15 protein-coding genes are annotated in these 23,681 nt (G+C 60.7%); 2 read left to right on the top strand and 13 right to left on the bottom strand.

Annotated features, from left to right (window positions below):
• Positions 1–174 precede the first annotated feature (174 nt).
• The 7 genes from VGB22_03195 to VGB22_03165 form a co-directional block, all read right to left on the bottom strand.
• Positions 175–1,368 (bottom strand): response regulator, encoded by a 1,194-nt coding sequence (locus VGB22_03195; GenBank protein ID HEX9750285.1) that lies wholly within the window; start codon positions 1,366–1,368, stop codon positions 175–177.
• Positions 1,343–3,724, bottom strand: coding sequence for a PAS domain S-box protein (locus VGB22_03190; protein ID HEX9750284.1), 2,382 nt, complete (start codon positions 3,722–3,724; stop codon positions 1,343–1,345). The genes VGB22_03195 and VGB22_03190 overlap by 26 nt, the downstream gene beginning before the upstream one ends.
• A complete protein-coding gene (locus VGB22_03185; protein HEX9750283.1) occupies positions 3,687–4,187 on the bottom strand; it encodes a response regulator in 501 nt (166 codons plus the stop codon). Before VGB22_03185 ends, VGB22_03190 begins: the two co-directional genes overlap by 38 nt.
• A complete protein-coding gene (locus tag VGB22_03180; protein ID HEX9750282.1) occupies positions 4,121–6,007 on the bottom strand; it encodes an ATP-binding protein in 1,887 nt (628 codons plus the stop codon). The genes VGB22_03185 and VGB22_03180 overlap by 67 nt, the downstream gene beginning before the upstream one ends.
• Positions 6,008–6,321: 314 nt before the next feature.
• Positions 6,322–9,441: an efflux RND transporter permease subunit gene (locus VGB22_03175; protein ID HEX9750281.1), complete on the bottom strand. Its 3,120-nt coding sequence runs from the start codon at positions 9,439–9,441 to the stop codon at positions 6,322–6,324.
• A gap of 6 nt (positions 9,442–9,447) precedes the next feature.
• Positions 9,448–10,476, bottom strand: coding sequence for an efflux RND transporter periplasmic adaptor subunit (locus VGB22_03170; protein ID HEX9750280.1), 1,029 nt, complete (start codon positions 10,474–10,476; stop codon positions 9,448–9,450).
• Between the two features lie 236 nt (positions 10,477–10,712).
• Positions 10,713–13,211 carry a hypothetical protein gene (locus VGB22_03165; GenBank protein HEX9750279.1) on the bottom strand — a complete coding sequence of 833 codons (2,499 nt, stop codon included), beginning with the start codon at positions 13,209–13,211 and terminating at the stop codon, positions 10,713–10,715.
• Between the two features lie 198 nt (positions 13,212–13,409).
• Here VGB22_03165 and VGB22_03160 point away from each other — a divergent pair, with 198 nt between their 5' ends.
• Positions 13,410–14,018: a VTT domain-containing protein gene (locus VGB22_03160; GenBank protein ID HEX9750278.1), complete on the top strand. Its 609-nt coding sequence runs from the start codon at positions 13,410–13,412 to the stop codon at positions 14,016–14,018.
• A gap of 76 nt (positions 14,019–14,094) precedes the next feature.
• Here VGB22_03160 and VGB22_03155 read toward each other — a convergent pair whose 3' ends face one another.
• The 5 genes from VGB22_03155 to mfd all read right to left on the bottom strand — a co-directional run bounded on the left by VGB22_03155 (position 14,095) and on the right by mfd (position 22,568).
• On the bottom strand, positions 14,095–14,466 hold the full coding sequence (locus VGB22_03155) for a response regulator (GenBank protein HEX9750277.1): 372 nt from the start codon (positions 14,464–14,466) through the stop codon (positions 14,095–14,097).
• Between the two features lie 162 nt (positions 14,467–14,628).
• Positions 14,629–15,804, bottom strand: a complete 1,176-nt coding sequence (hflX, locus tag VGB22_03150; GenBank protein HEX9750276.1) for a GTPase HflX — start codon at positions 15,802–15,804, stop codon at positions 14,629–14,631.
• 106 nt (positions 15,805–15,910) lie between these two features.
• Positions 15,911–17,242, bottom strand: a complete 1,332-nt coding sequence (locus VGB22_03145) for a peptidylprolyl isomerase (GenBank protein ID HEX9750275.1) — start codon at positions 17,240–17,242, stop codon at positions 15,911–15,913.
• Positions 17,243–17,270: 28 nt separating this feature from the next.
• Positions 17,271–19,001 (bottom strand): peptidylprolyl isomerase, encoded by a 1,731-nt coding sequence (locus VGB22_03140; GenBank protein ID HEX9750274.1) that lies wholly within the window; start codon positions 18,999–19,001, stop codon positions 17,271–17,273.
• Between the two features lie 105 nt (positions 19,002–19,106).
• Positions 19,107–22,568 (bottom strand): transcription-repair coupling factor, encoded by a 3,462-nt coding sequence (mfd, locus tag VGB22_03135; protein HEX9750273.1) that lies wholly within the window; start codon positions 22,566–22,568, stop codon positions 19,107–19,109.
• Positions 22,569–23,043: 475 nt separating this feature from the next.
• Between mfd and VGB22_03130 the strand changes: the two genes are divergently transcribed.
• Positions 23,044–23,247 carry a cold shock domain-containing protein gene (locus VGB22_03130; protein HEX9750272.1) on the top strand — a complete coding sequence of 68 codons (204 nt, stop codon included), beginning with the start codon at positions 23,044–23,046 and terminating at the stop codon, positions 23,245–23,247.
• Positions 23,248–23,310: 63 nt separating this feature from the next.
• Here the strand turns inward: VGB22_03130 and VGB22_03125 are convergent, their stop codons facing one another.
• On the bottom strand, positions 23,311–23,652 hold the full coding sequence (locus VGB22_03125) for an RNA-binding protein (protein HEX9750271.1): 342 nt from the start codon (positions 23,650–23,652) through the stop codon (positions 23,311–23,313).
• Positions 23,653–23,681 lie beyond the last annotated feature (29 nt).

Raw genomic sequence — 23,681 nt, 5'->3', positions numbered from 1 at the left:
GATGAAGGTTCCCGCGTCGCCACCGGCGAATAGATGCGGCCGGAAGGCGCCGATCGTCAAACCGTATGCGAATCTCGCATTGATTTGGGTGGCGTCTGACGCGGGACCGAACCGAAGCCCCATGGAATCACCGTCGCGCAAAGGTGAGCTGCGAAACCGACCGGATGCGGATTTTTACTCGGCCCTGCCTGAGACACCCGCTTCCTCACCGACCGAGACGCGGTCGATCGCGCCGGACTTGAAATAGACGGAGAAGGTTGTCCCCCGGCCGGGCGCCGACTCTACCATGACGCCGCCATTGTGATTGTGGGCAACCCGTCCGACGACGAACAGCCCCAAACCCGTCCCCTGCCCGGCCGGTTTCGTAGTGAAGAATGGATCGAACAGGTGCGGGAAGGCTTCCGGAGGGATGCCGCCGCCCGTATCGTTGACCTGCAGACAGATATAGTCGTTCGGAAGCAGCGTGGCGCCGCAGGTGCAGTGCATCTCTTCACTCAGCCGAACCGGTTGCACGCTGATGCGAATTTCTCCGTGGTCGCTCATCGCCTGCATGGCATTGATGCAGAGATTCATGATGACCTGCCCGATCTGAACCGAATCGGCGGACAATGAAAGCTCCTCACGCGGTGGGATCCAATAGATTGCGACGTTTTCGGATTTCGACGCTTCCAGGAGGTGCAAACCGCTGTCGACGACCGACACGATGTCGCACATCTCCCAATCGCCCACGTGGGGTTTTGATACCCGCAACAATTGCTCCACCAACTGTCCCGCCTGGGCGGCAGAGTCGAGGGCGGATTTCGCATGGCGGGAGACTGCTGCCGGATCGCCGCACTTGTTAAGCGCCAACTGAACGTGCCCTCCGACTGCGGTCAGTACATTGTTCAGATCATGCACGAGGCCCGCCGCCAGCGTCCCGACATTTTCCAGTTTCTGAAGACTCAGGATTTGCGTTTCCAGCAGTTCATTCTGTTCGGCGAGTCGGTCGCGATACAGCTTGAGTTTGAGGATGTTGCGCACACGGGCCGAAAACTCCGCGGGAACCGCCGGTTTGGTCACAAAATCCGTTGCCCCCAACTCCAGTGACCGCCGCCGCGCATCGGAATCCAGCGATCCGGTGAGCATGATCACCGGGAGATGTTCGGTACCCGGCTCCTGACGGATGCGGGACAAAAGCTCGAACCCGTCCATCGCCGGCATGTGGACATCGGTGACGACCAGATCGATTCCCCCCAATTGGATGCGTGCCAGCGCCGCCGCAGCGCTCCCGACCGCCTCCACTTCGCATGGCAAACGCGTAGCGCGCGCCATGCGCATCAGACCCTCCAACACATTGGGTTCGTCATCTACGAATAACAGCCGGCTCATGCTCGGTCTCCTTCTCTTTCGGGATGAACGGCAAGCGAACGTAAAACGTGGTTCCGCTTCCTTCGACGGTGTCGAAGGTGATCGAGCCCTTGTGTTTGTCGACGATCACGGATCGGGCGATGGCCAATCCCTGTCCGGTTCCGCGGCCGACCGGTTTGGTCGTGAAGAACGGCTCGAAGATGTGCTCACGCGCCGACTCAGAGATCCCGCTCCCGGTATCGCCGATCGCCACCAGCGCACTACCGTTTTCATGGACTGTTCGTACCGCAATCCAGCCGCGGTCGCCCGTTTTATCGTAGACCTCCTGAATCGCCTGTGCCGCATTGATCAGCAGGTTGAGGAACACCTGATTCAGCTCGTTTGCGTAGCAGGGAATCGGCGGCAGTTTCACATCAAAATCGGTGCGCACGTCGGCGACATTCTTGATCTGGTTGCGGCAGACGGTCAATGCACCCTCCAGCGCCCGGTTCAGGTCGATCTCCGTCCGGTGCTCACCGTGGCCGCCGGGATGGGCGAATTCGCGCATCGCCTTGACGATGGAGATCACGCGGTCGATGCCCTCGCGGGTCTGGTTGAGGGCGCGCGGTATCTCTTCGATGACATAATCCAGATCCAGCGTGTCCGTGTCGCGTGGTAATCGGCGCGAACCACCAATGTTGCCCTCCGATCCGGTCGTGGCTCGCACTTTCGAGAGTTCCTGAAGCGCGGGCAGCAGCTCGGAGAGGGTCGATGCCAGGAAATGGACATTGTCGCCGATGAATTGGATCGGCGTGTTGATTTCATGGGCGATCCCCGACGCCAGCGAACCGATGGCTTCGAGGCGCTGCGACTGGCGCAGGTGCGCCTCGCGAACACGTTCTTCGGTGACATCGCGCGCGACGCTCACATAGTTGATCACGCGCCCGTTGCTGTCGCGGATCGGTGCGACGGTACATTCCACATGGCAGGCGCGCCCGAGCCGATGACGTCCCCCGAAAGTTCCCGACCAGACGACACCGGACGCCACGGCGTCGACGAGACCGCGCGTGTCCGGGGCGGGTGTGAGTACACTGCAGAGAACCGCCGTGCTCTGGCCGACAATATCGGCACAGTCCATTCCTGTCAGATGTGCGAATGCGGGATTGGCGTACAGAATCCGCCCTTCGGTGTCGGTGATCATGATGGATTCGGAGACCTGTTCTACGGCCGCCGCGAGGCGGTGCGCCAGTTCTTCCGCCGTCACACGGTCGGTGACATCACGCGCATTCAAGACGATTCCCTCCGGGATCGACTCGATCGAGATGCGCGCCCCGATGCCCTCAATCACGCGGTAGTCGCCGATACGGTTGCGAAACCTGACACGCAACGTCATCGGTTCGCGGGTATGCGCCCAAATGCTTTCCATAACCGACTGCACAGCCGGAATATCTTCGGGATGGACAAAATCGAACGCGACGCGGTCAACGAGTTGGTCCGGGGTGTACCCCAGGACCCGCTGGCAGGAGGGGCTGGCGTAACGAATGATGCCCTCGACATTCGAGACCAGAATGATGTCAGCGGAACGTTCCGACAAGGCGCGATGGAACTCTTCGCTGGAGCGGAGGGCGTGCTGCGCCTGGCGCTGCTCGGTTACATCGACCGCCATGGCCATCACCGACGATGTCCGGCCGCGCTGATCGTTGAGAGGAGCGGTCCAGAGATTCACGTCCACCTCGGAGCCATCCTTGCGCGCGGCGCGAATCTCAAATCCCGCCAGCGCATGGCCCTGAAACCCGCTGGTCACCAGCCGCGCGAAGTCATCGTCGTCGCCGTCGTGCGCGCCGGGCAGCGGTTTGCCCAGAACCTCCGCCGCTGACCACCCGAAGACTCTCTCCGCTGCGGGATTCCATAGGGTGACGGTGTGGCGATTGTCGATCACACAGACGCCCAGCGGCGACACGTCGATCAGTGACCGCAAGGTCTCGTTGGTGGCTCGCAGGTACTCCATGATGCGGACGCGCTCGGCCACGTAACGAATCGATTTGACCAGAAGCGGTGCGGTCAGGTGGCTCTTCTCAAGATAATCCGCGGCTCCATGTCGGAGCGCTTCGGAGTCCAATTCGCTCTGTCCGGCTCCGGTCAGCAGAATGACGGCTTTGCTCTGTGTCGCTTTGGGGTTATCACGCAGCAGTTCCAGGCCGCTGTGTGCCCCGAGGCGATAGTCGATCAGATAGACATCATGGTCGAGACGGTCCATGTCCGCCGTGGCATCTTCAAAGGCCGAGACCCACTCCAACTGAATCTCACAGTCACGTACTGAGGCAATCAGATCGCGGGCGACGATGAAATCATCCTCGTCGTCATCGACCATCAGCACTCGAATGGGCAACCGGCTCATTGCGGGGCAATCCTTTCATGAATGGCAATTCAACGATTTCAAACCAGTACAGCCCCAACGCCTTCAGCACGCTGACCAGTCCATCGAAGGTAACCGGCTTGGTGACGTAGGAATTCGCACCGAGCTGGTAAGCGCGGTATATTTCCTCCTCCGCGCGCGATGTCGTCAGGATGACGACAGGAATACTTTTCAGCTTCGGATCGGCCTTGATGATCCGCAGCGCCTCCTGTCCATCCATCCTCGGCATATTCAAATCCAGCAAGATCAGTCCCGGGCGCGGTACTGCCGCCTCCCCCGCATACGAGCCACGATGAGCCAGCAGGTCGAGGAGCTGCTCACCGTCCTCCACCGTGTACAATTCATTGGCCAGGCGGCTTTCGGCCAGCGCCGCCCGTGTCAGTTCACGGTCATCGGCATCATCGTCGGCCAGGACGATGGCGATCGGCTCTCCGCGTGCTCCCACGGCATGCTCCCTTCATTTTCGTGTGTGACAGGCAGCGTGACGATAAACTGCGCGCCCGCGCCCGGAGTGCTCTCGGCGGTAATCGATCCGCCATGGTGCTCGGCAATCCGGCGGCAAATCGCCAGACCCATGCCGCTGCCTTCGTATTGCGACCGCCCATGCAATCGCTGGAACGGCGCAAAGACTTTATCGAGGTACTTGGTGTCGAACCCAATTCCGTCATCAGCAACCGTAATTCGGCACAAACTCGGACTCATCGACGGCGGGTTGCCGCTGGAGGCCGCCCCGCCGATCATTCGGCCGGAAACGCACACGCGCGGGACCGTGTCCGGGCGATGGAACTTCAGTGCGTTGCCGATGAGGTTTTGGAACAGTTGACGCATCTGCCGCGGGTCGGCGTCGATCGTCGGCAGATGGTCGACGACGACCTCACCTCCCGTCTGTTCAAGCCGTGCCTCCAAATCCGAAAGGACTTCGGACGCCACGCGGGACAAGTCGGTGGGTTCAAAGTGCCGGCCGTGTGAAGTCACTCGGGAATACGCCAGGAGTTCATCGATGAGCGAGCGCATCCGCGCCGCTGCGTTCTGCATCCGCGTCAGATAGTCCGTGGCGCCATCGGGGAGGCCCCCTGCGCAGAGCGCCGCCAGCCGATCGCCGAAGGCCTGTATCTTGCGCAATGGCTCCTGGAGGTCGTGAGACGCGACCGACGCGAACTGCTGCAATTCGACATTGCTGCGCTCAAGCGCCTCTGTCTTGGCGCTCAGTTCGCGCGTACGCAGTCTGACCTGCCGCTCCAAATCCGCCCGTGCACTTTGGAGTTGATCCAGAACCAGATGTCGCGCCGCATCGTGGCGTCGCAGCGCCCTGAAGCTGCTGTAGCTGAGGAAGGACATCGCCAGCAGCATCGCAAACAGAAACGCCGCGCCCCCGGCCGCAAAACCCATTGCGGAAACAAACGCGTCACTCTCGAGCTGGCAGGTCAATACCGTCCAACCGAACGAGGGAATCACCCGGGCGCTGATCACTTCCCGGCGTCCGCTGACCGGATTCTGTGCCTGCATTGTTCGACCGGCGAGCTGCCTGATCGTGTCGAGAAATGGCATACCACGCAGATCGGTGAGCCCGCCGTCAACCGAACGCGAATCGAACCAATGATCGCGGTGATCGATCACGGCGTAGTACAGGGAACCGGGAGTCGGTGTGCCGGAAAATTCTTTGATTATGTCGCTGAGAGACACCTGTGCCATGAGGTAGCCGACTCGGAGCCCCGCGGCATCGCGGATCGGACAAGCGATGCCGAGTACCAGCGGCTGGCCCAGCGCCGCGCGACGATAGACTTCTGAGATGTACGGCTGACCGCTGCCACGCACACCGAGAAACCAATCCCGGTGCGCAAAGCTGACTCCCCGCACTGTTGAGTCCTGGGGATAATCGTATTGCAATACGCCCGCAGTGTCCGCAATGAAGGCGCGCGAGATGCGCAGATGCTGTGTCACCAATTCTTCGAGTACGGCGTGTGCGCGCGCTTCCCCCCGATGCATGACGGCCTTGGCCAGCAGGCTACGGTTGGCATAGCTCTGCACATACCGCATCAATCCAAAACACTCCGTCTCCATGCCATGGGCAAACAGGTGCGCAGCCAACTCATTGCGGTAGACCGTCAGGTCCTGCATCTGGTTTGAAATTCTTGCCACGCCGACGGCACCGAGGACGACCGGCGGTATCGCGATCGCTAGTAACAGCGTTACGAACAACCGCCGCTTCGAACGGAGGAGCCAGGGCTCTCGAATCGTGTCTTCGTTGTTGGGCTGCGTCAGCATCACGTGTCGACAGTCCGGGACCTTTGGGCCAGTGTGCTTCGTGCTCGGTCCAGCGCTCGCAGACGACAACAGACAGTGCGTGCAACTGGGTCATTCCGCCCGAAGGGCGTGTCGTCAACGTTGCGGTACGGTCGCCGGCATCGCGCAATCCGCGGCACGGTGCCCTCTTTTGAGTATTTCGGTATGGTGGTAAGCTACTTTAGAGCGGCGCCCGGTCCGGCATCGTGCCCGGTCGGACTATGGGGGAGGGCCCATACGTGTCATGGCGTCGGGGCGTGATGCGGTGAGCCATCCGGAGGTGCAGGTCGGAGGAATCAGGATGTTGGAGTCGCCGAACCGATCGACGTTGAGATCGCGCGAGAGTCCGCCACAAGTTGCCGGCCCGATGGAAGCCGTTTCCGTCCGGACATCAGAGTGTACAACGAAGGGATCACATAGAGGGTGAGTCCAAGAGAAAACAGCAGCCCGCCGATAATCACGATGCCCATTGAACGGCGGCTCTGCGCCGCAGCGCCCAGCGCCAGCGCGATCGGCACAACACCGAACACCGTGGCCAGACTGGTCATCAGAATGGGACGGAACCGCTGTGCGGCGGCATCGATGACTGCATCGGTGACCGACAGGCCGTCGTCACGTCGCTGATTGGCGAACTCGACGATGAGAATACCGTTCTTTGTCACGATACCGACGAGCGCTATGATCCCAATCTGGCTGAAGATGTTGAACGTCTGACCGAACAGCCACAGCGACATGACGGCGCCGGCCAGCGCCAACGGTACCGTGAACATGATGATGAGCGGCTCCTTGAAGCTCTCGAACTGGGCCGAGAGAATCAGGTAGACCAGCGTCAGCGCCAGCAGAAACGCGAACATCAACGTGTTGGAACTCTCGCCGAACTCCTTGGATGCGCCGGCAAGACTGGTCGAGAACGACTCATCCAGAACGTCGGCGGCGATCTTCTCCATCGCGCCGATGGCGGCGCCGAGCGTGACCCCTTCGGCCGGGGAGGCCGCGACGGTGGCCGCGACATACCGGTTGTATCGGTACAATTGCGGCGGCGTGCTGCGGTACGACAGTGTGACGACATTGTCGAGCTGGATCAATTCGTCCCGGTTGTTGCGCAGATAGATTGCGCTGACATCCAACGGTTCGTCACGGTTGGGCCTGTCGGCCTGGGCAATGACCGGGTACTGTTTGCCGTTGAAGATGAAGAACCCGTACCGCTGCCCACTGAAGAACAACTGCAGTGTTTCGGCAATGTCGCGGACGGTGATTCCCAGTGCGCGGGCGCGATCGCGATCGATGTCGATAGTCAGCTCCGGCTTGGAGAACTTCAAGTCCAGATCGAAAATATCGAATGCGGGATCGGATTCGACGCGTTCCATAAACGGCGGTATGGTCTCGCGCAGCCGTTCGAAATCCGGCGCCTGGATGACAAACTGGACCGGCAAGTCGCGGCTGCGTCCGGAGCCGATGGTTTGCTCCTGCGTGACATACGTGCGCGCAAACGTCTCGGTCTTGATCGCCGATGAAATCGCGGCCGCGATGTCCTGCTGCGACCGATCGCGCTGGTCGGGCGGAACCAGATTGAGGCGCACGAATCCATTGTTGACGGCGGGGTTTGAGCCGAATCCGGGGGCCGTGACCGATATGATGACGCTGCGTTCCGGCAGCGTATCCACAATGGCAATGATCCGCTCCATGTACTCTGCCATGGCCTCATACGAGGTTCCTTCGGGAGCGGTCGAGTTGATCGACAAGCGGCTCTTGTCCTCCATCGGCGCCAGTTCAGAGGGGATGACAGCGCCCAGCCCAATGATGATCGTCACGGATGCGGCCATGATGGAGGGCGCCAGCCACCGTCGACCCACGAATTCCGCAAGCGAGCGACGGTATCCTTCCGACAGTCGGACGAACTGACGCTCGCTCCAGGTGAAGAATCGCGATTCGTGTTCCGTCTTGTGCAACGTGCGGGCGCTCATCATCGACGTGAGCGTCAGCGACACGAACGCGGAGATCAACACGGCCCCCGCCACGACGATTCCGAATTCGCGGAACAAACGTCCGGTCAGACCTTGCAGGAAGATGATCGGGAGGAAAACAGCCGCCAATGTGATCGTCGTCGAGATAATCGCGAAGTAGATCTCCCTGGACCCTTTGTGCCCCGCTTCGATCGGATCCATCCCGCGTTCGATCTTCCCGTAGATGTTTTCCAGGACGACGATGGCATCGTCGACGACGATGCCTGTGGCCAGCACAATTCCCAACAGCGTGAGGATGTTGATCGAGAAATCGGCGACGTACATGATGAAGAATGCGCCGATCAGTGAGATCGGGATGGCCAGCATGGGGATGACCGTGGTCCGCCAGTGCCGCAAGAACACGAAGATGACGATCAAGACCAGCACGAACGCCATCAGGATCGTTTCAACGACCTCGATGATCGCCCGGCGGATATTGACCGTCGTATCGAGGGCGATTTCAAAGCGCAAGTCTTCGGGCAGATCGCGCTGGATTTGACGGATCCGTCGGTAAAACTCGTCGGCGATGGCGATGTGATTGGAGCCGGGTTGCGGCGTGATCGCGACCGCGACCATCGGCACGCCGCCATTGCCGCGCAGGAGCGTGCGCTCGTTTTCCGGGGCCAGGACCGCACGTCCGATGTCGCGGAAGCGCACGACCGAGCCGTCTTGCTCGCGGATGATCAGATCGTTGAACTGATCGGGCGTCGACAGCCGCCCAAACGTGCGGATCGAGAGCTCGGTGCTGTATCCTTCGACTCGTCCGGACGGCAACTCGACGTTTTCGCGCGCCAGCGCATTGCGTACATCCAGGGGCGTCAGCCCATACGCCGCCAGTCGTGGCGGGTCGACGTTCAGCTTCATCGCGTATTTCTTCTCACCCCAGATGCGAATCTCGCTGACACCGGGGATCGTTTGCAGGCGTTCCTTGAAGATATCGTTGGCGATCGCGGAGAGCTCCAGGAGCGTCCGTTTGTCGCTCTGAATCGTCATCGAGAGAATCGGCCGTGCATCGGCGCTGGATTTCGTAATGATGGGCGGATCCATGTCGGGCGGCAGATTGCGGGCGGCGCGCGACACGCGGTCGCGAACATCGTTGGCCGCATTGTCCATCGCGATTCCCAGATCGAATTCGACCGTGATGGTGCTGCGCCCGTCGGTACTCGTCGAAGTCAGGGACCGAATCCCGGCGATGCCGTTGATGGATTCTTCCAGCGGCTCTGTGATTTGCGATTCGATCACATCGGCGTTGGCGCCGATGTAATTGGTCGAAACCGTTACGACGGGCGGATCGACGCTCGGATACTCCCGGACGCCCAGAAAACCGAAGCTGATGGCACCGAACAACACGATGACGATGGACAGCACGATCGAGAGGACCGGCCGTCGGATGCAGATCGAGGAGAGGTTCATGGAGCGTTATTGTCCCGCGAATGAAGCAATCTGAACGGCGCGACCGTCGCTGAGCTGCAACAGGCCGGTCGTGATCAAGGTATCGCCGGGGGCCAGGCCCTCGGTAATCTGAACGCCGCGTTCGGTGCGGATCCCGGTTGTCACCGAAACAGGCTTCGATTGTCCGCCCGTACAGACAAACACCTTCTGCCCGGACAACTCGGGGATGATTGCCTCGGCGGGAATGACCAGCGCGTCGTACAACTCGGCCAGTGTGATCTCGATCTTGGCGAATGAACCCGGGATCAGGCGCGATTCCGGGTTGGGGATGGTCGCGCGCGACTTGATCGTCCGCGTGGCTGGGTCAATTTTCGACTCGACCGCGTAGATGACGCCGCGATATTCTTCTTCGGAGTCTCCGACTCTCACCATGACGTTCGTCCCGTCATTCAGCCGTCGGGCGTATTTCTCCGGCACCGTGAACTCGACTTTCATCGGGTCCAAATCTTGCATCGTGGCCGCCAACATGTTCGAATTGACGAACCCTCCCTCACTGACATACCGCAGCCCGATGACCCCATCGAAGGGCGCACGAATCTCACGCTGCGCCAGCTGCGAGCGGATGACGTCCATTTCCGCCTGCAGCATCCGCAACGTGTTGAGACTCTTGTCGTATTCTTCGCGACTGATGGCGTTAATGTCCAAAAGCGACCGCTTGCGGCTTTCATCGTTGGCCGCCAGACGGGTCTCGTATTCTTTTCGGGACGACTGCGCCTTCAGTTCGCTGTCGTTGATTTGCAGGAGCAGGTCGCCTTTGCGGACACGGCGACCCTCATCGAAGTGGACTCCGGTGATTCTCCCGGAGACTTCGGGGCGCAGTTGGACCTCTTCATTGGCGATCAGTGTGCCGGTCGTGGTGATACGATCGTAGAGGAGCTGCGGCGCCACGATGACGGCTTCGACGGTGAGCGCGTGGGAATCGCCTCCTGTACCGGGCACGGCCGCGTGGTCGGAGCCGCAGCCGATGACCGCGAGCAGAGCCCCCAAGAGGAGCATGGTCCGAATCGCGGTTGAAGCGGGGGTACGAATGGCGGTCATAGGGCTGTAGATTTGAACCCTTACAAGATCATACTGGTTCCGCACTGCCATTATTTGACGCCGGCCGGCCGATTTGCGATCCGAATCGAACTGGCCAGGAGACGCGATGAGTCATCGGACCTACGCCTACTCCCTGTATCGGCGTATGGGTTCGAGTCCCCGCAGCGCATGATCCCAGATTGTATCCTTGGGCCCTATCCGGCAGCCGCGGGCATCGTCGGCTTTCTTCCGCTGCGCAGGGAAACAATCCCGCCGCACACCAAAAGCAGAGAACAAGCCAGCGAGAGCCACCGCGCTTTGGCATATGACTCCGAGTAAAATTCGAACGTGACGCGATGCGGGCCGGGTCGCAGGGGAACGGCACGAAATGCGTAATCCGCACGGTAGATCGGCAGCGATTGGCCTGCCTCGTCCGTGGCGCGCCAGGCCGGATAGTGATTTTCCGAGAGCCAAAGAATTCCGGCTTGGCTCGTCGTGCAGACGACTATAAAGCGGTCAACGTCCCATTCGACAACACGCGCGGGCGTGACGCCCGCCAGCGTGTCGCTCTCGGATACCGGCGGGATGCCGGGCAGTTCCTGGTCGAGGATGAGGCGTGAGCGATAGGGGAAGCCATCGCTGCGAATTCGAGACAGGGCGGCGTTCGTATCGGAAATGACTTCGTACTGATAAAAGACCGCCGCCCGCGGCATCGCCTCGGTATTGCGATACAGATACAGTCCCCCGGCCTGTCCCAAAGGTTCCAGGCCCTGATAGCCGACCCGCCCCGGAGCGACAATCATCACGCTGTTGAGCAGGTTGCGTGTCGCATCGTTGTTGATCAATGCGGGCTGTGGATCGTGACGGCCGGTAAAAACATCGTTGGTGAGCAAGTGGTTGCCGTGCATGGCGGTCGGAGACAACTCCTCGATTCCGTGGAGCGCCAAATAGTTGTCTTCCAGCTCACCGCCCGCACCGATTCCGCGCAGATTCAGCACTCGAAATGGTTCGCTGGGTGCATGTTGCCGGATCAAGTCGAGAATCGGCGCCTCGCCATAGATCGGGTCGGGGTTGATCGTTTCGACAAAACGGGCATTGAACATCCAGTTCGGTATGACGGCCAGGATCGCCAGCCCCGCCAACATCGCCGACGGACCCAGCGCGCTGCGTCGCTGCATGTGAAACAAGCCCACCAGCGCCCACAACACAACGGAACCGACGATAAAGCCGCTGCTGACAGCGGAGACATTGTCCTGCAGTGACGCGGCCTGACGTTGCGTCAATACGCGCCCGATCAACGACGCCCACCCGGTCAGCAGCGAAGAGCCAATCAGCAGCGCGATGATGGCGATCGCCGAATAGGCGATGGCGATGATCCGCAATACCCGAAACGGATCGATCGATGAGCCCCGTGGTTTTGGCACCGAAGGGTCGCGCCGCAGCGCATCCAGCGCGAACGCCGCCATCACCACCCAACAGAATCCGAACAGGAACACGATCATCGACGGCGCACGGAACTTCTTAACCATCGGCACCAGACTGTAGAACAGATGGAACACAGGCGTCGACGAGCCGACCGCGTAGAGCAGCGCCAGCAGCGAGAGGACCGCGAAAAATATCACGGAGTGAATGCGCAGCGTGATGAGCGCCACCAGGGCGAGCATGACCGCCATGACACCCACCGCCTCAGAGTTGAGCTTGAAGGGGTTCTGCCCCCAGTATGTCGATTGGCGCCGTGTTGCCAGATCGGCGCCGGGGAACTCGGGGTTGATCTCCGAGAGCACCTCTTCGGAATTCATCGACCACGAGCTGGACCACTCGTAGCCGCGCTCTTCATCCTGTTGCAAGAGCCGCTGCGAATATTTGGCGGTGTACTTGTACGGCGTCACCCATTGCACAGCGGTCGCGCCCAGGGACAATCCCACGGCGAGCACGAAGAGCGCCAACAGCGAGACGACCTGCCTGGGAGCGAAGCGATAGCGCTCCCAGAGGAGGAAAACAAAGTAAAGTCCCAATCCCCAGGCAGCGTAGTATGCCATCTGCACATGTGCCGTAAGAATCAGCAGGGCATAGACCAGCCCGAAACCCAGGAACACGGGCAACCGACGTGTCACGACGGCCCGGTACAGCGCGAGAAACGCCAGCGGCGTCAGCGCCGTGACATAGATCTTGCCGTCGTGCCCGGGAAAAAACAGAGAGACGATGAACGGAGCAAACATGTACAACAAGCCGCCGACAAATGCGGCCGGATCGCTGCGTCCGATGACACGGAGAAACAGAAACATAAAGACACCGGCCAGGAAGACATGCAAGATCAGCTTGATGCCGAGCGCATAAGGTACGGGCAGAAGTATCTGCAGGATCGCCGCAGGATAGAAGATGTCGCCGTGCATGGCATCGACAAACGGCAGCCCGGCGTGGATGTATGGGTTCCACATCGGCATCCGCATGTGGTCACGCCAGAACTCCGCATGAAAAGAACGGAAGAACACCCCTGCCGACATCGTGTCAGTACCGTAGACCATCTCCCCCGGCGTGAAAATGGGGCCGGCGAACACGATGACCGTCAGGAGCGCATAGCCGATGACCGCCCAACGTACCGGGTGCGCGGCGACCTGGGCACCGAACCCGCGCGACGGTGGCCGCTGTGGCCGCGCCTGAAACGAGCCGCCGGAGTCTTTGGCTCTTTGACGCTTCCGATCGATTTTGGCCATGGCGCGAAGGTAGGGAGAACTGTCGTATCACACAAAGTTAGAATTCGGCGCCCCAGCGGGATGAGATGTTGTTCCGATCCGCTTTGACTGACTAACCCCGCGCCCATACATTCGGAGACTCTCTGAGCGCCGAATTGGAGGGACTGTACAATCGCTCGAAATACGTAAGGACAACCGTTGATCGGTATCCGGCAGCCAATGGAAACTCCATCGTCCCACGGAGGAAACCCGCTGCGCCGCCTGTACCATTGGGTCCTATCCTGGGCACAGCGTCCCGGCGGAACTGCCGCCCTGGCTGCTCTCGGCGTCGCTGAATCGTCGGTCTTCCCGCTGCCGCCCGATCCGCTGTTGATGGCACTCTGTCTGGGGAAACCGCAAAGAAGCTATTTCTTCGCGACCGTGTTGTCGGTGGCCTCGGTGGCCGGCGGAATGATCGGATATGGTATCGGGATGTTCTTTTGGGACGTGTGGGGCGGCTGGTTCATGGCCAATGTGCCGGGCGTGACGCAGTCGGGGTTCGACCGCGTCGCCCGCTTGTATCAGACCTATGATTTCTGGGCGGTGTTTGCCGCCGGCTTCTCCCCCATACCATACAAGCTGTTCACCATTGCCGGCGGTGTATTCAGGATCAGCTTTCCAATCTTTGTGCTGGCCTCGGTATTGAGCCGCTCGGCGCGTTTTTTTCTCATCGCACTGCTGCTGCGCTCCTACGGTGTTCCCATTCAGAGTTTCATCGACCGACATCTGGGATGGCTGTCGCTCCTGTTTGTCATCTTACTGCTGGGCGGTTTCCTGTTTCTGCGGTAGCGCTGCTAAAGGGCATGCGCGCAGCGCCGCCGATCGCACGCTTCGACAGTTCCGTCGAACTCGTCAATCGTGAGGGCTATGCAGTGAAGTGTTGTTCGAGGATGCGACGGATGTCGTTCATGCGAAACGGCTTCGAAAGAAACCCATCCGCCAGTTGCACCGCCGCCTGATCATCGGCGTCGGCCAGGGAGAACCCGCTGATCAAAACCACCGGCATGTCCGGGCGCTTTTCCTTGAGGCGAACCAGCAACTCGGTCCCCGTCATCTTCGGCATGCGCATGTCGGTGATCACCATCGCAAAATCGTGCTGGTCCACTTTTGAGAGCGCGTCCCGACCGTCAACCGCGCGCACACTCTGTATGGCAAACACCTCCAGCATGTCCGCCAGCAGGCTGGACATATTCGGATTGTCTTCGACGACTAATATCTTGCGGCCTGTCGTGGGCATGATGATTTAGTCCCCGATGTCCACCCGTCGGGCACACCGCGGCCCAGTGGCGCAAAACGGGCCCCGTATTCGAGTTGTCGGCGTCTGAACGCCAAACGATGAGTCCCAAAGTCTGAATTGTGCAGATATTGAAAGTCGGTACGGGCAGTCAGAGACATTGTGCTATTGCGGCGAGGAATTGCTCTCGTAATGCACACTCGCCTTGGCTGTTCGGGCCTGTCGACGTCGTGTCGGCAGCCCGATCTTGATTGCCTCCCGCAGGATCGCCTCAAGCAACGGTTCAAATCCAATTCCCGTCGTCGCCGAGACTGCCACGGCCGGGCTGTCGTTTCGCGTAAGCCCTAATGGGGCCAGATGTTGCCCATTAAGCAGGTCGATTTTGTTAAGTACCAGCAGTCGCGGAATCTCGCTTGCCTTTATCTCAGCGAGAGAGTCCTCGACGGAGGCCAAGGTCACTTCCCATTCCGGATCAGCGACATCGATGATCACCAAAAGGAGATCGGCCGATGCGACTTCACCGAGCGTCGCTCGGAATGCGGCAAAGATCGAAGCCGGCAACTTACGGATAAAACCGATCGTGTCGGTCAGTGCGATCCGGCGGCCCTCGGCATGAGCTAATGTCCGGGAGGTCGGGTCCAGCGTGCAAAAGAGCCGGTCGGCCGCCCAGACCTGAGATCGTGTCAGCCGATTGAAGAGTGTGGACTTCCCGGCGTTGGTATATCCGACCATGACGGCACGAAACAAATCGTTGCGCCCACGTCGTTGAACCGCCCGTTCGCGGTCGATCGCGGACAGTTCCCGTTTGAGACGCAGAATGCGTCGCCCGACCAGCCGGCGATCTGTCTCCAACTGAGTCTCGCCCGGTCCCCGTGTGCCGATGCCTCCCCAATGTCGGGTCATGTGAGTCCACTGCCCGGCCAGGCGCGGATAAAGATACTCGTACTGTGCCAATTCGACCTGCGTCTTGGCTTCTTTCGTGTGGGCGTGGCGCGCGAAGATCGCCAGAATCAGCATCGAGCGATCGACGATCTTTCGTCGGAGGCGCTGCTCGACATTGACAACCTGCGACGGCGAGAGCTCCTCATCGAATACAACGAGGTCGGCATTGGCGGAATTGGCCAATTGCCCGATTTCCGCGAGCTTGCCCGTGCCGACCAGGTGCGCCGGGTGCGGCCGTCCCACTTGGCTTACGCTCCCCACGGTCCGTCCGCCGGCCGATTCCACCAGGCGCTCCAACTCGGCCATCGACTGCTCCATCGCATGTCGCGATGAACCGTTGCGGCCAAACCCGACGATGATCGCCCGCTCAATCGGTCGCGATGTATCGAATCCGCTCATGTCAGATTATGGCCGCGTCAAACGGGCGCAGATTCGCACGCCGATCGGACATTCTGTGGAGAAATGCTCGGGGCCGTTCATCAAGGCGCTCATTGCGACGCACAATTCAGGGTGATGATGGGGTCAGCGTACGTCGTGCCGACAGCGGTCGGATGTCGACATAGGTGTCTTCGCGAACTTCGGCAATCCAATCGGTCAGGACGCGATTGGTCTTGTCCTGGCGCGCGATCTGTTTGATCGCGTCCCAGTCGTCGGTCAGATTCAGACGGTGCGCGGGGCGTCGATCCAGCACGCGCAGGACATGCCATCCATACTTGGTCATCACCGGCCCGGCGATCGCACCGTTGCCCGCATCCGCCAGTACGGTCTTGAATTCCTCAAACATCTCTTCGATCGGATACCAGCCCAGCTCACCGCAATTCTTTCGCGTCTCCTCGTCTTTGGAATACTCCTGTGCGAGCAGGCAGAAGTCCTCGCCGGAGAGAGAGAGCGCGGCGGCGGAATCGGCGCGCGCCCTCACAGCCGCCGAGTCGGCGCCGGTCGGCTCCAGGGTCAGGATGACGTGCCGCGCATGGACCCGTTCGGCCGTGCGTTCAATGCATTGGATCAGGTGCCACCCGAACGGAGTGCGAAGCACACCGGACGTTTGTCCGGGCGTCAAGGCAAACGCGGCCTGTTCGAACTCGGCGACCATCTCCCCTTTGCCAAACCACCCGAGATCGCCGCCGTTGGGCGCGCTGGCATCGGCGGAGTACTTGCGCGCGGCCTCGCCGAAGTCCAACCCATCGCGGATCTCCCCAAGAATGCGCGTGAGCCGCTCGCGCGTGGCGTCGACGACCGATTCGGACACGTCGACCGGCAAGAGAATGTGTGCCAGCTTGATTCCGGCCGGGCGGACCGGGAGCGAGTCGCTGTAGTGGCTGTAAAACTCGCGGACTTCACCGTGCGAGACCGCCACGTCGGAAAGCTTGCGCTGCATCAGTTTTTGTTTGAGCAGTTGGTTATTGATATCCTGCCGAAAGCGCACACGCAGGTCACGTTCGGTCAGCCCCTCTTGAGCCAAGTCACGATGGAACTGATCGTCGGTTGGATAGCGCCGGCGCAGCGACAGAATGTGCTCTTCGACCGCCTCATCGAGTTCCTTGGGCGACACCATCAGAGTGGAGTCCTGTTCAGCCACCAACAAGATGAGCTGATCGTTGATCATCTGATCCAGAATGACCTGTCCCAGGGTGTCGCGCACGAGCGGGTCGTTGGCATCGACGTTCGCCTGCATGCTGTGCAACGACAACTGGGTTTCCCATTCGGAGCGCAGGATCACCCGATCGGCCACGATCGCGATCGGTTCTTCGACAACGTCCTGTCCATTGGCGATCGCAATCTGCGCGATCACGAGCAGACACAACCAATTCCGGAAACGGCTGAGTTTTCGTCTCATGCGTGAGTTCACTCGCCTGCGCTTGGGGTTATGATCCGGGCTGCTCCGTGCTGAGTGGCCGTTCTCCCAGACCGACTCGGAGCACATCGTCATGAATGACCACGGTGTTCATTGTGCGTATCGAATCAAGGTATGTTGAGATGACCGAATCGGTCCGCTGACGCTGAACGACATTGAAGAGTTCCGCCTCGATTTCTTCGTAGGCCAGTTGCCGTCCCGGGCGCCGAGCGAGTAGTTGAATGATCGAATACTGACCGGTCCCGTCGGACCGTCGCACTTCACCGATTTCCATTTGGGCGGCGCTCGCATAGATGTCGTCGTACATGCCCTCGCTGAGCCAGCCCAAGTCGCCGCCTTTTGACTGCATGCCGGTACGCTGAGTGTATCGTCGGGCCAACTCCTCCAACGAACTCCCTGTGCGCACTTGTTCCATCAATTGTCGCGCTTCGACCGAATCGAAGACCAGCAGCTCGCGCACATGAAACTGCGGGCCCTGGACGAAGGAATCGGGCTGTGCCTCGTATATCCGGCGCAAATCCTCTTCGGTGACGGCAATACCCCGTGGAAGGATTTCTCCGCGCATGATGTCGGCCATCAGCGTTTCGTGATATTCGCGGACCCGCTCCTTATAGATGTCCGATTCGTCGAGTTTGAGCCGCATGGCCTCGTCACGCAGGATGTCATAGAGCGAGTGATTGAACGCGAAGAGTTGCAGTTCGAGCGTGTCGGCGGGATCGGGTTGCTCATAGGGGGAACGTTGCGACAAGGCGGCGCAGAATTCTCCGAAGTGGACCTCCAACCCGGCACCGAACCGGTACATGACACGCGCGGCATCATCGGGCGAGAGCGCACTGGGATTGACGGTCGGCCGCGTGCCCGGCAGCAAATCCGCCGTGTCGGCAATGGCCTGCAGCCGACCACGCCAATCGGCCAACGTGGACGGGGCATACTCGATACTGTTGCGAAGCTGTATTTCGACTAAGTGCTCCTTGCGCCGGGCGTTCTCCTTGCGACGCTTGAGCCGTGTTTCCAGAAACGGCCGCAGCGTCGCGAACTCCTGCCTTTCGAGCTCCCGTTTGCCGGTGACCTGAAAGATGTGCCATCCGAAATCGGTTTCGATCGGTCCGACGTTTTCTCCGACGGAAGATTCGAATAACGCGGCATTCAGGGGTTCGGGAAACTCACCCCACTCGAAGTCGCGCCCCATCTCGCCGCCGCGAAATCGCGTCTGTTCATCGAACGAGAAACGCTCCGCCATGTCCCCGAAATCGGCGCCGTTTCGCAATTGCTCCATGACCGAATCGCCCAGCGCTGCGGATTCGATCAGAATGTGACGAAACTGAACGCGGTCGAAATAGTGCTCGTAGGCGTCCTTCACCTCTGCTTCGGTCACGCTCAACTGATCAAGGACTTGAGTGCGGTACAGTTCATCGAACAACAGCTTGTCTTTCTCGGCCTCCACCTTTTCCAGCAATCCGATGTCGGCATCCAGCGCCCGTCCGTAGCCGCCGATGATCAGCAGGCGCTTTTCGATCAGCCGGTCGAGGTATTTCTCACGCGCCGCCAACTCTGCCTCTGCGGAGGGATAGTCGACACGCATGCTGGCAATGTAGTCGGTGATGTCGCGCAGCGGGATTGTGTGTTCGCCAACTTGCGCGACGATCAGGTCGCCGGTGCGTTCGGTCCGACTGCATCCGCCGACCGACAACGAAACCGCCATTGACAAGATGGTGAGGACAAATCGCGTACAGTTGGTCATCGAATCCCCATTGTTCATGCTGTCATACGTCCCGTGCACCAGTGGGCCAAGACTTCCAATTTATGCAATCATGATGCCCTCGCAAAGCCCGCCGTCAACGCGCGCTCAGGGCGAATCGATACCATCCAAACGCCGCAGCAGTTCGACCAGCCCCTCCAGATCGGCCGACGCCCCCAAGGGGGCCCTGACGCTGAGGCAGAATGGGGGGCCGGCATCAAACGAGACGTGGCCTTGAATCGCCGCGCGCCAGCGTTCGACATCGCGCCGCTTGACCACACGCTCCGGCGGAAACACCAGCTTCCATTCATTGCGGGAGGCCAATGCGCGGGCCAACCCCGCTCGCCGTGCCCAGACCCGTGCGCGCGCCAACTCCGCCAGACGGCGCGCCGGCGGCGGCGGGGCTCCGAAGCGATCGGTCATCTCCAGCAACAACTCATCCACGGCATCGGGATCGGCCAACTCGGCCATTCGTTTGTACATCTCAAAGCGCTGCTGGTTGTCGGGAACATAATCGTCCGGCAAAAACCGCTCGCCCGCCACCTCGATCTGGATCGGCGATCCGGACAGAACCGGCGACGGGCTTCCCCGGACTTCGGCGACGGCTTCATCGAGCAGTCGGCAGTACAGATCGAACCCCACTTCCTCGATGAACCCGTGCTGTTGCGGGCCGAGGAGATTGCCCGCGCCGCGAATTTCCAGGTCGCGCATCGCCAAATGGAATCCCGATCCCAGGGCCGTGTGCTCTTCGATCGCCTGCAGACGAGACTTTGCCGTCGAAGTGAGCGGTGAGGTTGGAGGAATAAGAAGATAGGCATACGCCTGCCGGGCGGCCCGACCGACCCGTCCGCGCAATTGGTACAACTGCGCCAGGCCGAAGTGATCGGCCCGATGGATGACGATCGTGTTGACCGACGGCAGGTCCAGGCCGGATTCGATGATCGCGGTCGACAGCAGCATGTCGAACTCCTGATGATAGAATCGGACCATCACCGATTCCAACTGCCGTTCCGGCATCTGCCCATGAGCGACTCCGATGCGTACGGACGGCATCAGCCGCTGCAAGTAGTCGGCCATCGCGGCGATGGACTGGATGCGGTTGTGGACGAAGTAGACCTGCCCGCCACGGTCCAATTCCCGCAGCACCGCCTCGGTCACGACATCGGGTCCGAACGGACGGACCTCGGTCCGCACCGGCAGGCGGTCGCGCGGCGAGGTGTTGATCATCGACAGGTCTCGCGCGCCCAGAAGCGACATCTGCAGCGTGCGCGGAATCGGCGTCGCCGACAGCGCCAGCGTGTCGACCGTCTGCTTCATCTGGCGCATGCGTTCCTTGTGCCGAACACCGAAGCGATGCTCTTCATCGATGATGAGCAGCCCCAGATCGGCAAAGCGGATGTCCTTTTGCAATAAGCGATGCGTGCCGATGACGATGTCGACTTTGCCGCGCGCCAGTGAATCGACGACTTCGAGCTGCTCCCTGCGCGAACGAAACCGCGAGAGCGTTTCGATCCGTGCCGGGAATTCGGCCAATCGGTCACGAAAGGTCGTCAGGTGCTGCTGCGCGAGAATCGTCGTCGGGACCAGCACGCACACCTGCTTGTGATCGCAAATCGCACGGAAGGCGGCGCGGATCGCGACTTCGGTCTTGCCGTAACCGACATCGCCGCAGACGAGACGATCCATCGGCGCCGAATCCCCCATATCCTTGCCCACTTCGCGAATGGCGGCCGCCTGGTCCGGGGTCTCATCGTAAGGGAAAGAATCTTCCAACTGCTGCATCCACTCTCCGGGCGCCGAGTACGCGATTGCGGGAAGTGCCTTGCGCGCGGCATACAGCGCGACCAGCTCTTCAGCCATCTCCAATAGCGCCTTCTTGGCACGGTTCTTGGTCCGTTCCCAGGCAGTCCCACCCAGACGGGCGACCGACGGACGGCTGTCTTTGCCTGAATACTTCTGGACACGGTCAAACTCTTCGACCGGGACGAAGAGCTTGTCCGCACCCTGGTAGTGAAGCAACAGACAGTCGTGGCGCTGCCCCGAGACGGTGATCGACTCCAGACCGCGAAACCGTCCGATGCCGTGGTCGACGTGGACCACATAGTCGCCCTTCTTCAACTGCGTGTAGCTGGAGAGCGCCAACCCCTCCTGAAAGCGCCGAAGGCGCGAACGGCTCTTGTGACGATTGAAGATTTCGTGCTCGGTCAGGTACGCAAACGGTGCCGACGGCAACACGAATCCCCGGTGCAGCGCGGGATAGACGCACGACACATGAGTGTGCCGATCTTCGAGCAGTTCCGTCAGGCGGTCGGCCTGCCCACGATTGTCGCAGCCGATGACGACGTCGCTTGCCTGCGCGGCGAACTGATCGAGTTCGCGGCTGAGCAATTCGATCCGGCCATTGACCGACGGCGGCCCGACCGCATCGAACTCGATGGCGCCGTCGGGGCCGCGTCGGAAATCGCGCATCGTGACCGTGAAGCGGAATCGGCCCGCCGGTTTCAGAATGTCGTCGGAGCCATAAAGTTGTGTCGGGGTCGGAACCTCCGGGAATGTCGCGCTCAGTCGTTCGTGGAATCGCCCCGCTTCCTCGATGAGCTTGTCATAAGTATCCTGTAGGCGTGACGGGTCATCCGCCCATAGGACAGCACCATCGCCGAAGTAATCAAAGAGCCGTCCGCGCTCCTGCCCCAATGCGCCCGCAAGCCATTCGAGCCCGGGACGTTCAGGATCAGATTCCAACCGTTCCAAGAGTCGCGCATCCAGATCGGTCAACTCGCGTCCTTCATCCCAGATCGGGCCGGAGCCGAGCGCTTCGCGTCCGGGCAGCACCGTGCATTCGTTGCGACGCTCGGTCGTGCGCTGTGTCGAGACCGAAAACGTGCGGATCGACTCGATGGCATCTCCGAAAAACTCAATGCGCACCGGTTCGGATTCTGAGAAGGTGAAGAAATCGATGATGCCGCCGCGCGCAGCGAATGCTCCGGCCTCCTCGACGACATCGCAGCGGCGATACCCCAGCGCGACCAGCCGCGAGAGAATCGACTCCATCCCCGGCTCTTCGCCGACGCGCACGCGGACAATGCGCGACTTCAAATCACCGGGCGACAGGGTCGGTTCCAGCGCGGCGCGCAGATGCGCCACCACCACCGGCGGCGGCGATTCGAGGCAGCGCCAAAGAGTCTGCAAACGGCGTCCGGTCGATTCGGGGCCGGGTGTACGGAATTCGTAAGGGAGCGTCTCCCACGACGGGAAACGGGCGACAAGCTCCTCGCCTAAGAGCGATGTCAGGTCGTCGTGCCATTGCCCCGCGCGTTCGGGGTCATCGACTAAGATCAGCGTCGGGCGAGTCTGCTCTTGATATGCCAGTGCCGCCAGGGTCGCCGCCAACGACCCGACTGTCCCGGTGATGTCGACCGGGGCCGGTTGATCGCCTCCGAGTGACTCGACCAGACGAGTGTATCCGGGCAATCGACGCACCGCCGCCATCAAGTCATCGAACGGCCCGCGCCCCCGGCTAAAACGCGCCTTGGCCGCTGACTGCGACGTGGCCTTGGTGAGTGTGGGCATAGGACTGCTCGGCCCGCAAATGGCCGCAAACGCGAAAATCCCACCCCTGAAAACAGGGGGTGGGTACCCGACTAATATACAAGGCAGCGCCGATTCGGCAATCGGCGGGATGGCAGGCGGGTTCTATCTGTGGATTCGGCCGCTTGTTATGGGCGCTGGTGGCCCGCCCAGGCGGTGGGGGGTGAGTTCGCGGGTGAGTGCACAAGATCGGAAAGGACTGAGTCCCGGCTTGCTGTGGGAGCACTCCCGCCTGCCCAACCCGCTGCCCCCCTTTTCGAAATAAATTATTCTTCCGCAACGGCGTCGACGAGCGTATATTGGCCGTGTTGTAAGGCGAAGCCTTTGACTTCTCTTAGAGTGACCGCACAGTGCTGTATCGCACGGCAATCTCAGAAAAGACTCACAGGTTTCAACGGCCACGTTGGCCAACGGACGGGAACGCCGTTTCGTTCCCAAGACGCAAAGGAAGTGTAAGATGCCAGAAGGAACAGTGAAGTGGTTCAACGACGCCAAGGGGTACGGTTTTATCACTCCGGCGGACGGCAGCAAGGATGTCTTCGTGCATCACGAGGCGATTCAGGCGGAGGGATTCCGCAGCCTGCAGGAGTCAGACCGTGTGAAGTATGATGTCACACAAGGTCCCAAAGGACCACAGGCCGCCAACGTGCAGAAGATCTAACTTCGACCACTCAGGCAAGACATCCCCCGGTGAGATTCGATCCCGCCGGGGGATTTCCTTTGGCTAATACCTCGATCCGCCCCGGGGACGACGGTCGCGGTCGCGATCACCTCCGCGACGCCCCTGCGGACCGCCACGTCCTCCGCCGCCGCGCGGGCGCGACTCCTGGGGACGCGCTTCGTTGACAACCAGCGTGCTGCCCATCAAATCCTGGCCGTTCAGCCCGCTGATGGCTGCGATCGCCTCGCTTTTGGCAGGCATCTCGACAAATCCGAACCCGCGGGGCGAACCGCTGAAGCGGTCCATGATGACGTTCGCTGTCTCAACTTTGCCGAAGGCGGCGAACGCCTGCTGCAATTGTTCGTCTGTGACTTCCGGCGACAGACCGCCTACGTAGATTTTCATCTGTCCAACCTCTCCCTTGTGAGACGACC

The sequence above is a fragment of the Candidatus Zixiibacteriota bacterium genome, from assembly GCA_036397555.1.
In the GTDB taxonomy this organism is placed as follows: Bacteria; Zixibacteria; MSB-5A5; order WJJR01; family WJJR01; genus DATKYL01.
Note: the sequence above shows the minus strand (reverse complement) of the source record. Positions and strands in the feature narration are given on the sequence as shown.

Coding starts and splice junctions, on each gene's coding strand:
- mfd (HEX9750273.1), bottom strand. CDS start 22,568: ATGCCCACACTCACCAAGGCCACGTCGCAGTCAGCGGCCAAGGCGCGT.
- VGB22_03140 (HEX9750274.1), bottom strand. CDS start 19,001: ATGACCAACTGTACGCGATTTGTCCTCACCATCTTGTCAATGGCGGTT.
- VGB22_03165 (HEX9750279.1), bottom strand. CDS start 13,211: ATGGCCAAAATCGATCGGAAGCGTCAAAGAGCCAAAGACTCCGGCGGC.
- VGB22_03170 (HEX9750280.1), bottom strand. CDS start 10,476: ATGCTCCTCTTGGGGGCTCTGCTCGCGGTCATCGGCTGCGGCTCCGAC.
- VGB22_03125 (HEX9750271.1), bottom strand. CDS start 23,652: ATGAAAATCTACGTAGGCGGTCTGTCGCCGGAAGTCACAGACGAACAA.
- VGB22_03155 (HEX9750277.1), bottom strand. CDS start 14,466: ATGCCCACGACAGGCCGCAAGATATTAGTCGTCGAAGACAATCCGAAT.
- VGB22_03180 (HEX9750282.1), bottom strand. CDS start 6,007: ATGCTGACGCAGCCCAACAACGAAGACACGATTCGAGAGCCCTGGCTC.
- VGB22_03145 (HEX9750275.1), bottom strand. CDS start 17,242: ATGAGACGAAAACTCAGCCGTTTCCGGAATTGGTTGTGTCTGCTCGTG.
- VGB22_03195 (HEX9750285.1), bottom strand. CDS start 1,368: ATGAGCCGGCTGTTATTCGTAGATGACGAACCCAATGTGTTGGAGGGT.
- VGB22_03190 (HEX9750284.1), bottom strand. CDS start 3,724: ATGAGCCGGTTGCCCATTCGAGTGCTGATGGTCGATGACGACGAGGAT.
- VGB22_03160 (HEX9750278.1), top strand. CDS start 13,410: ATGGAAACTCCATCGTCCCACGGAGGAAACCCGCTGCGCCGCCTGTAC.
- VGB22_03175 (HEX9750281.1), bottom strand. CDS start 9,441: ATGAACCTCTCCTCGATCTGCATCCGACGGCCGGTCCTCTCGATCGTG.
- VGB22_03130 (HEX9750272.1), top strand. CDS start 23,044: ATGCCAGAAGGAACAGTGAAGTGGTTCAACGACGCCAAGGGGTACGGT.
- hflX (HEX9750276.1), bottom strand. CDS start 15,804: ATGAGCGGATTCGATACATCGCGACCGATTGAGCGGGCGATCATCGTC.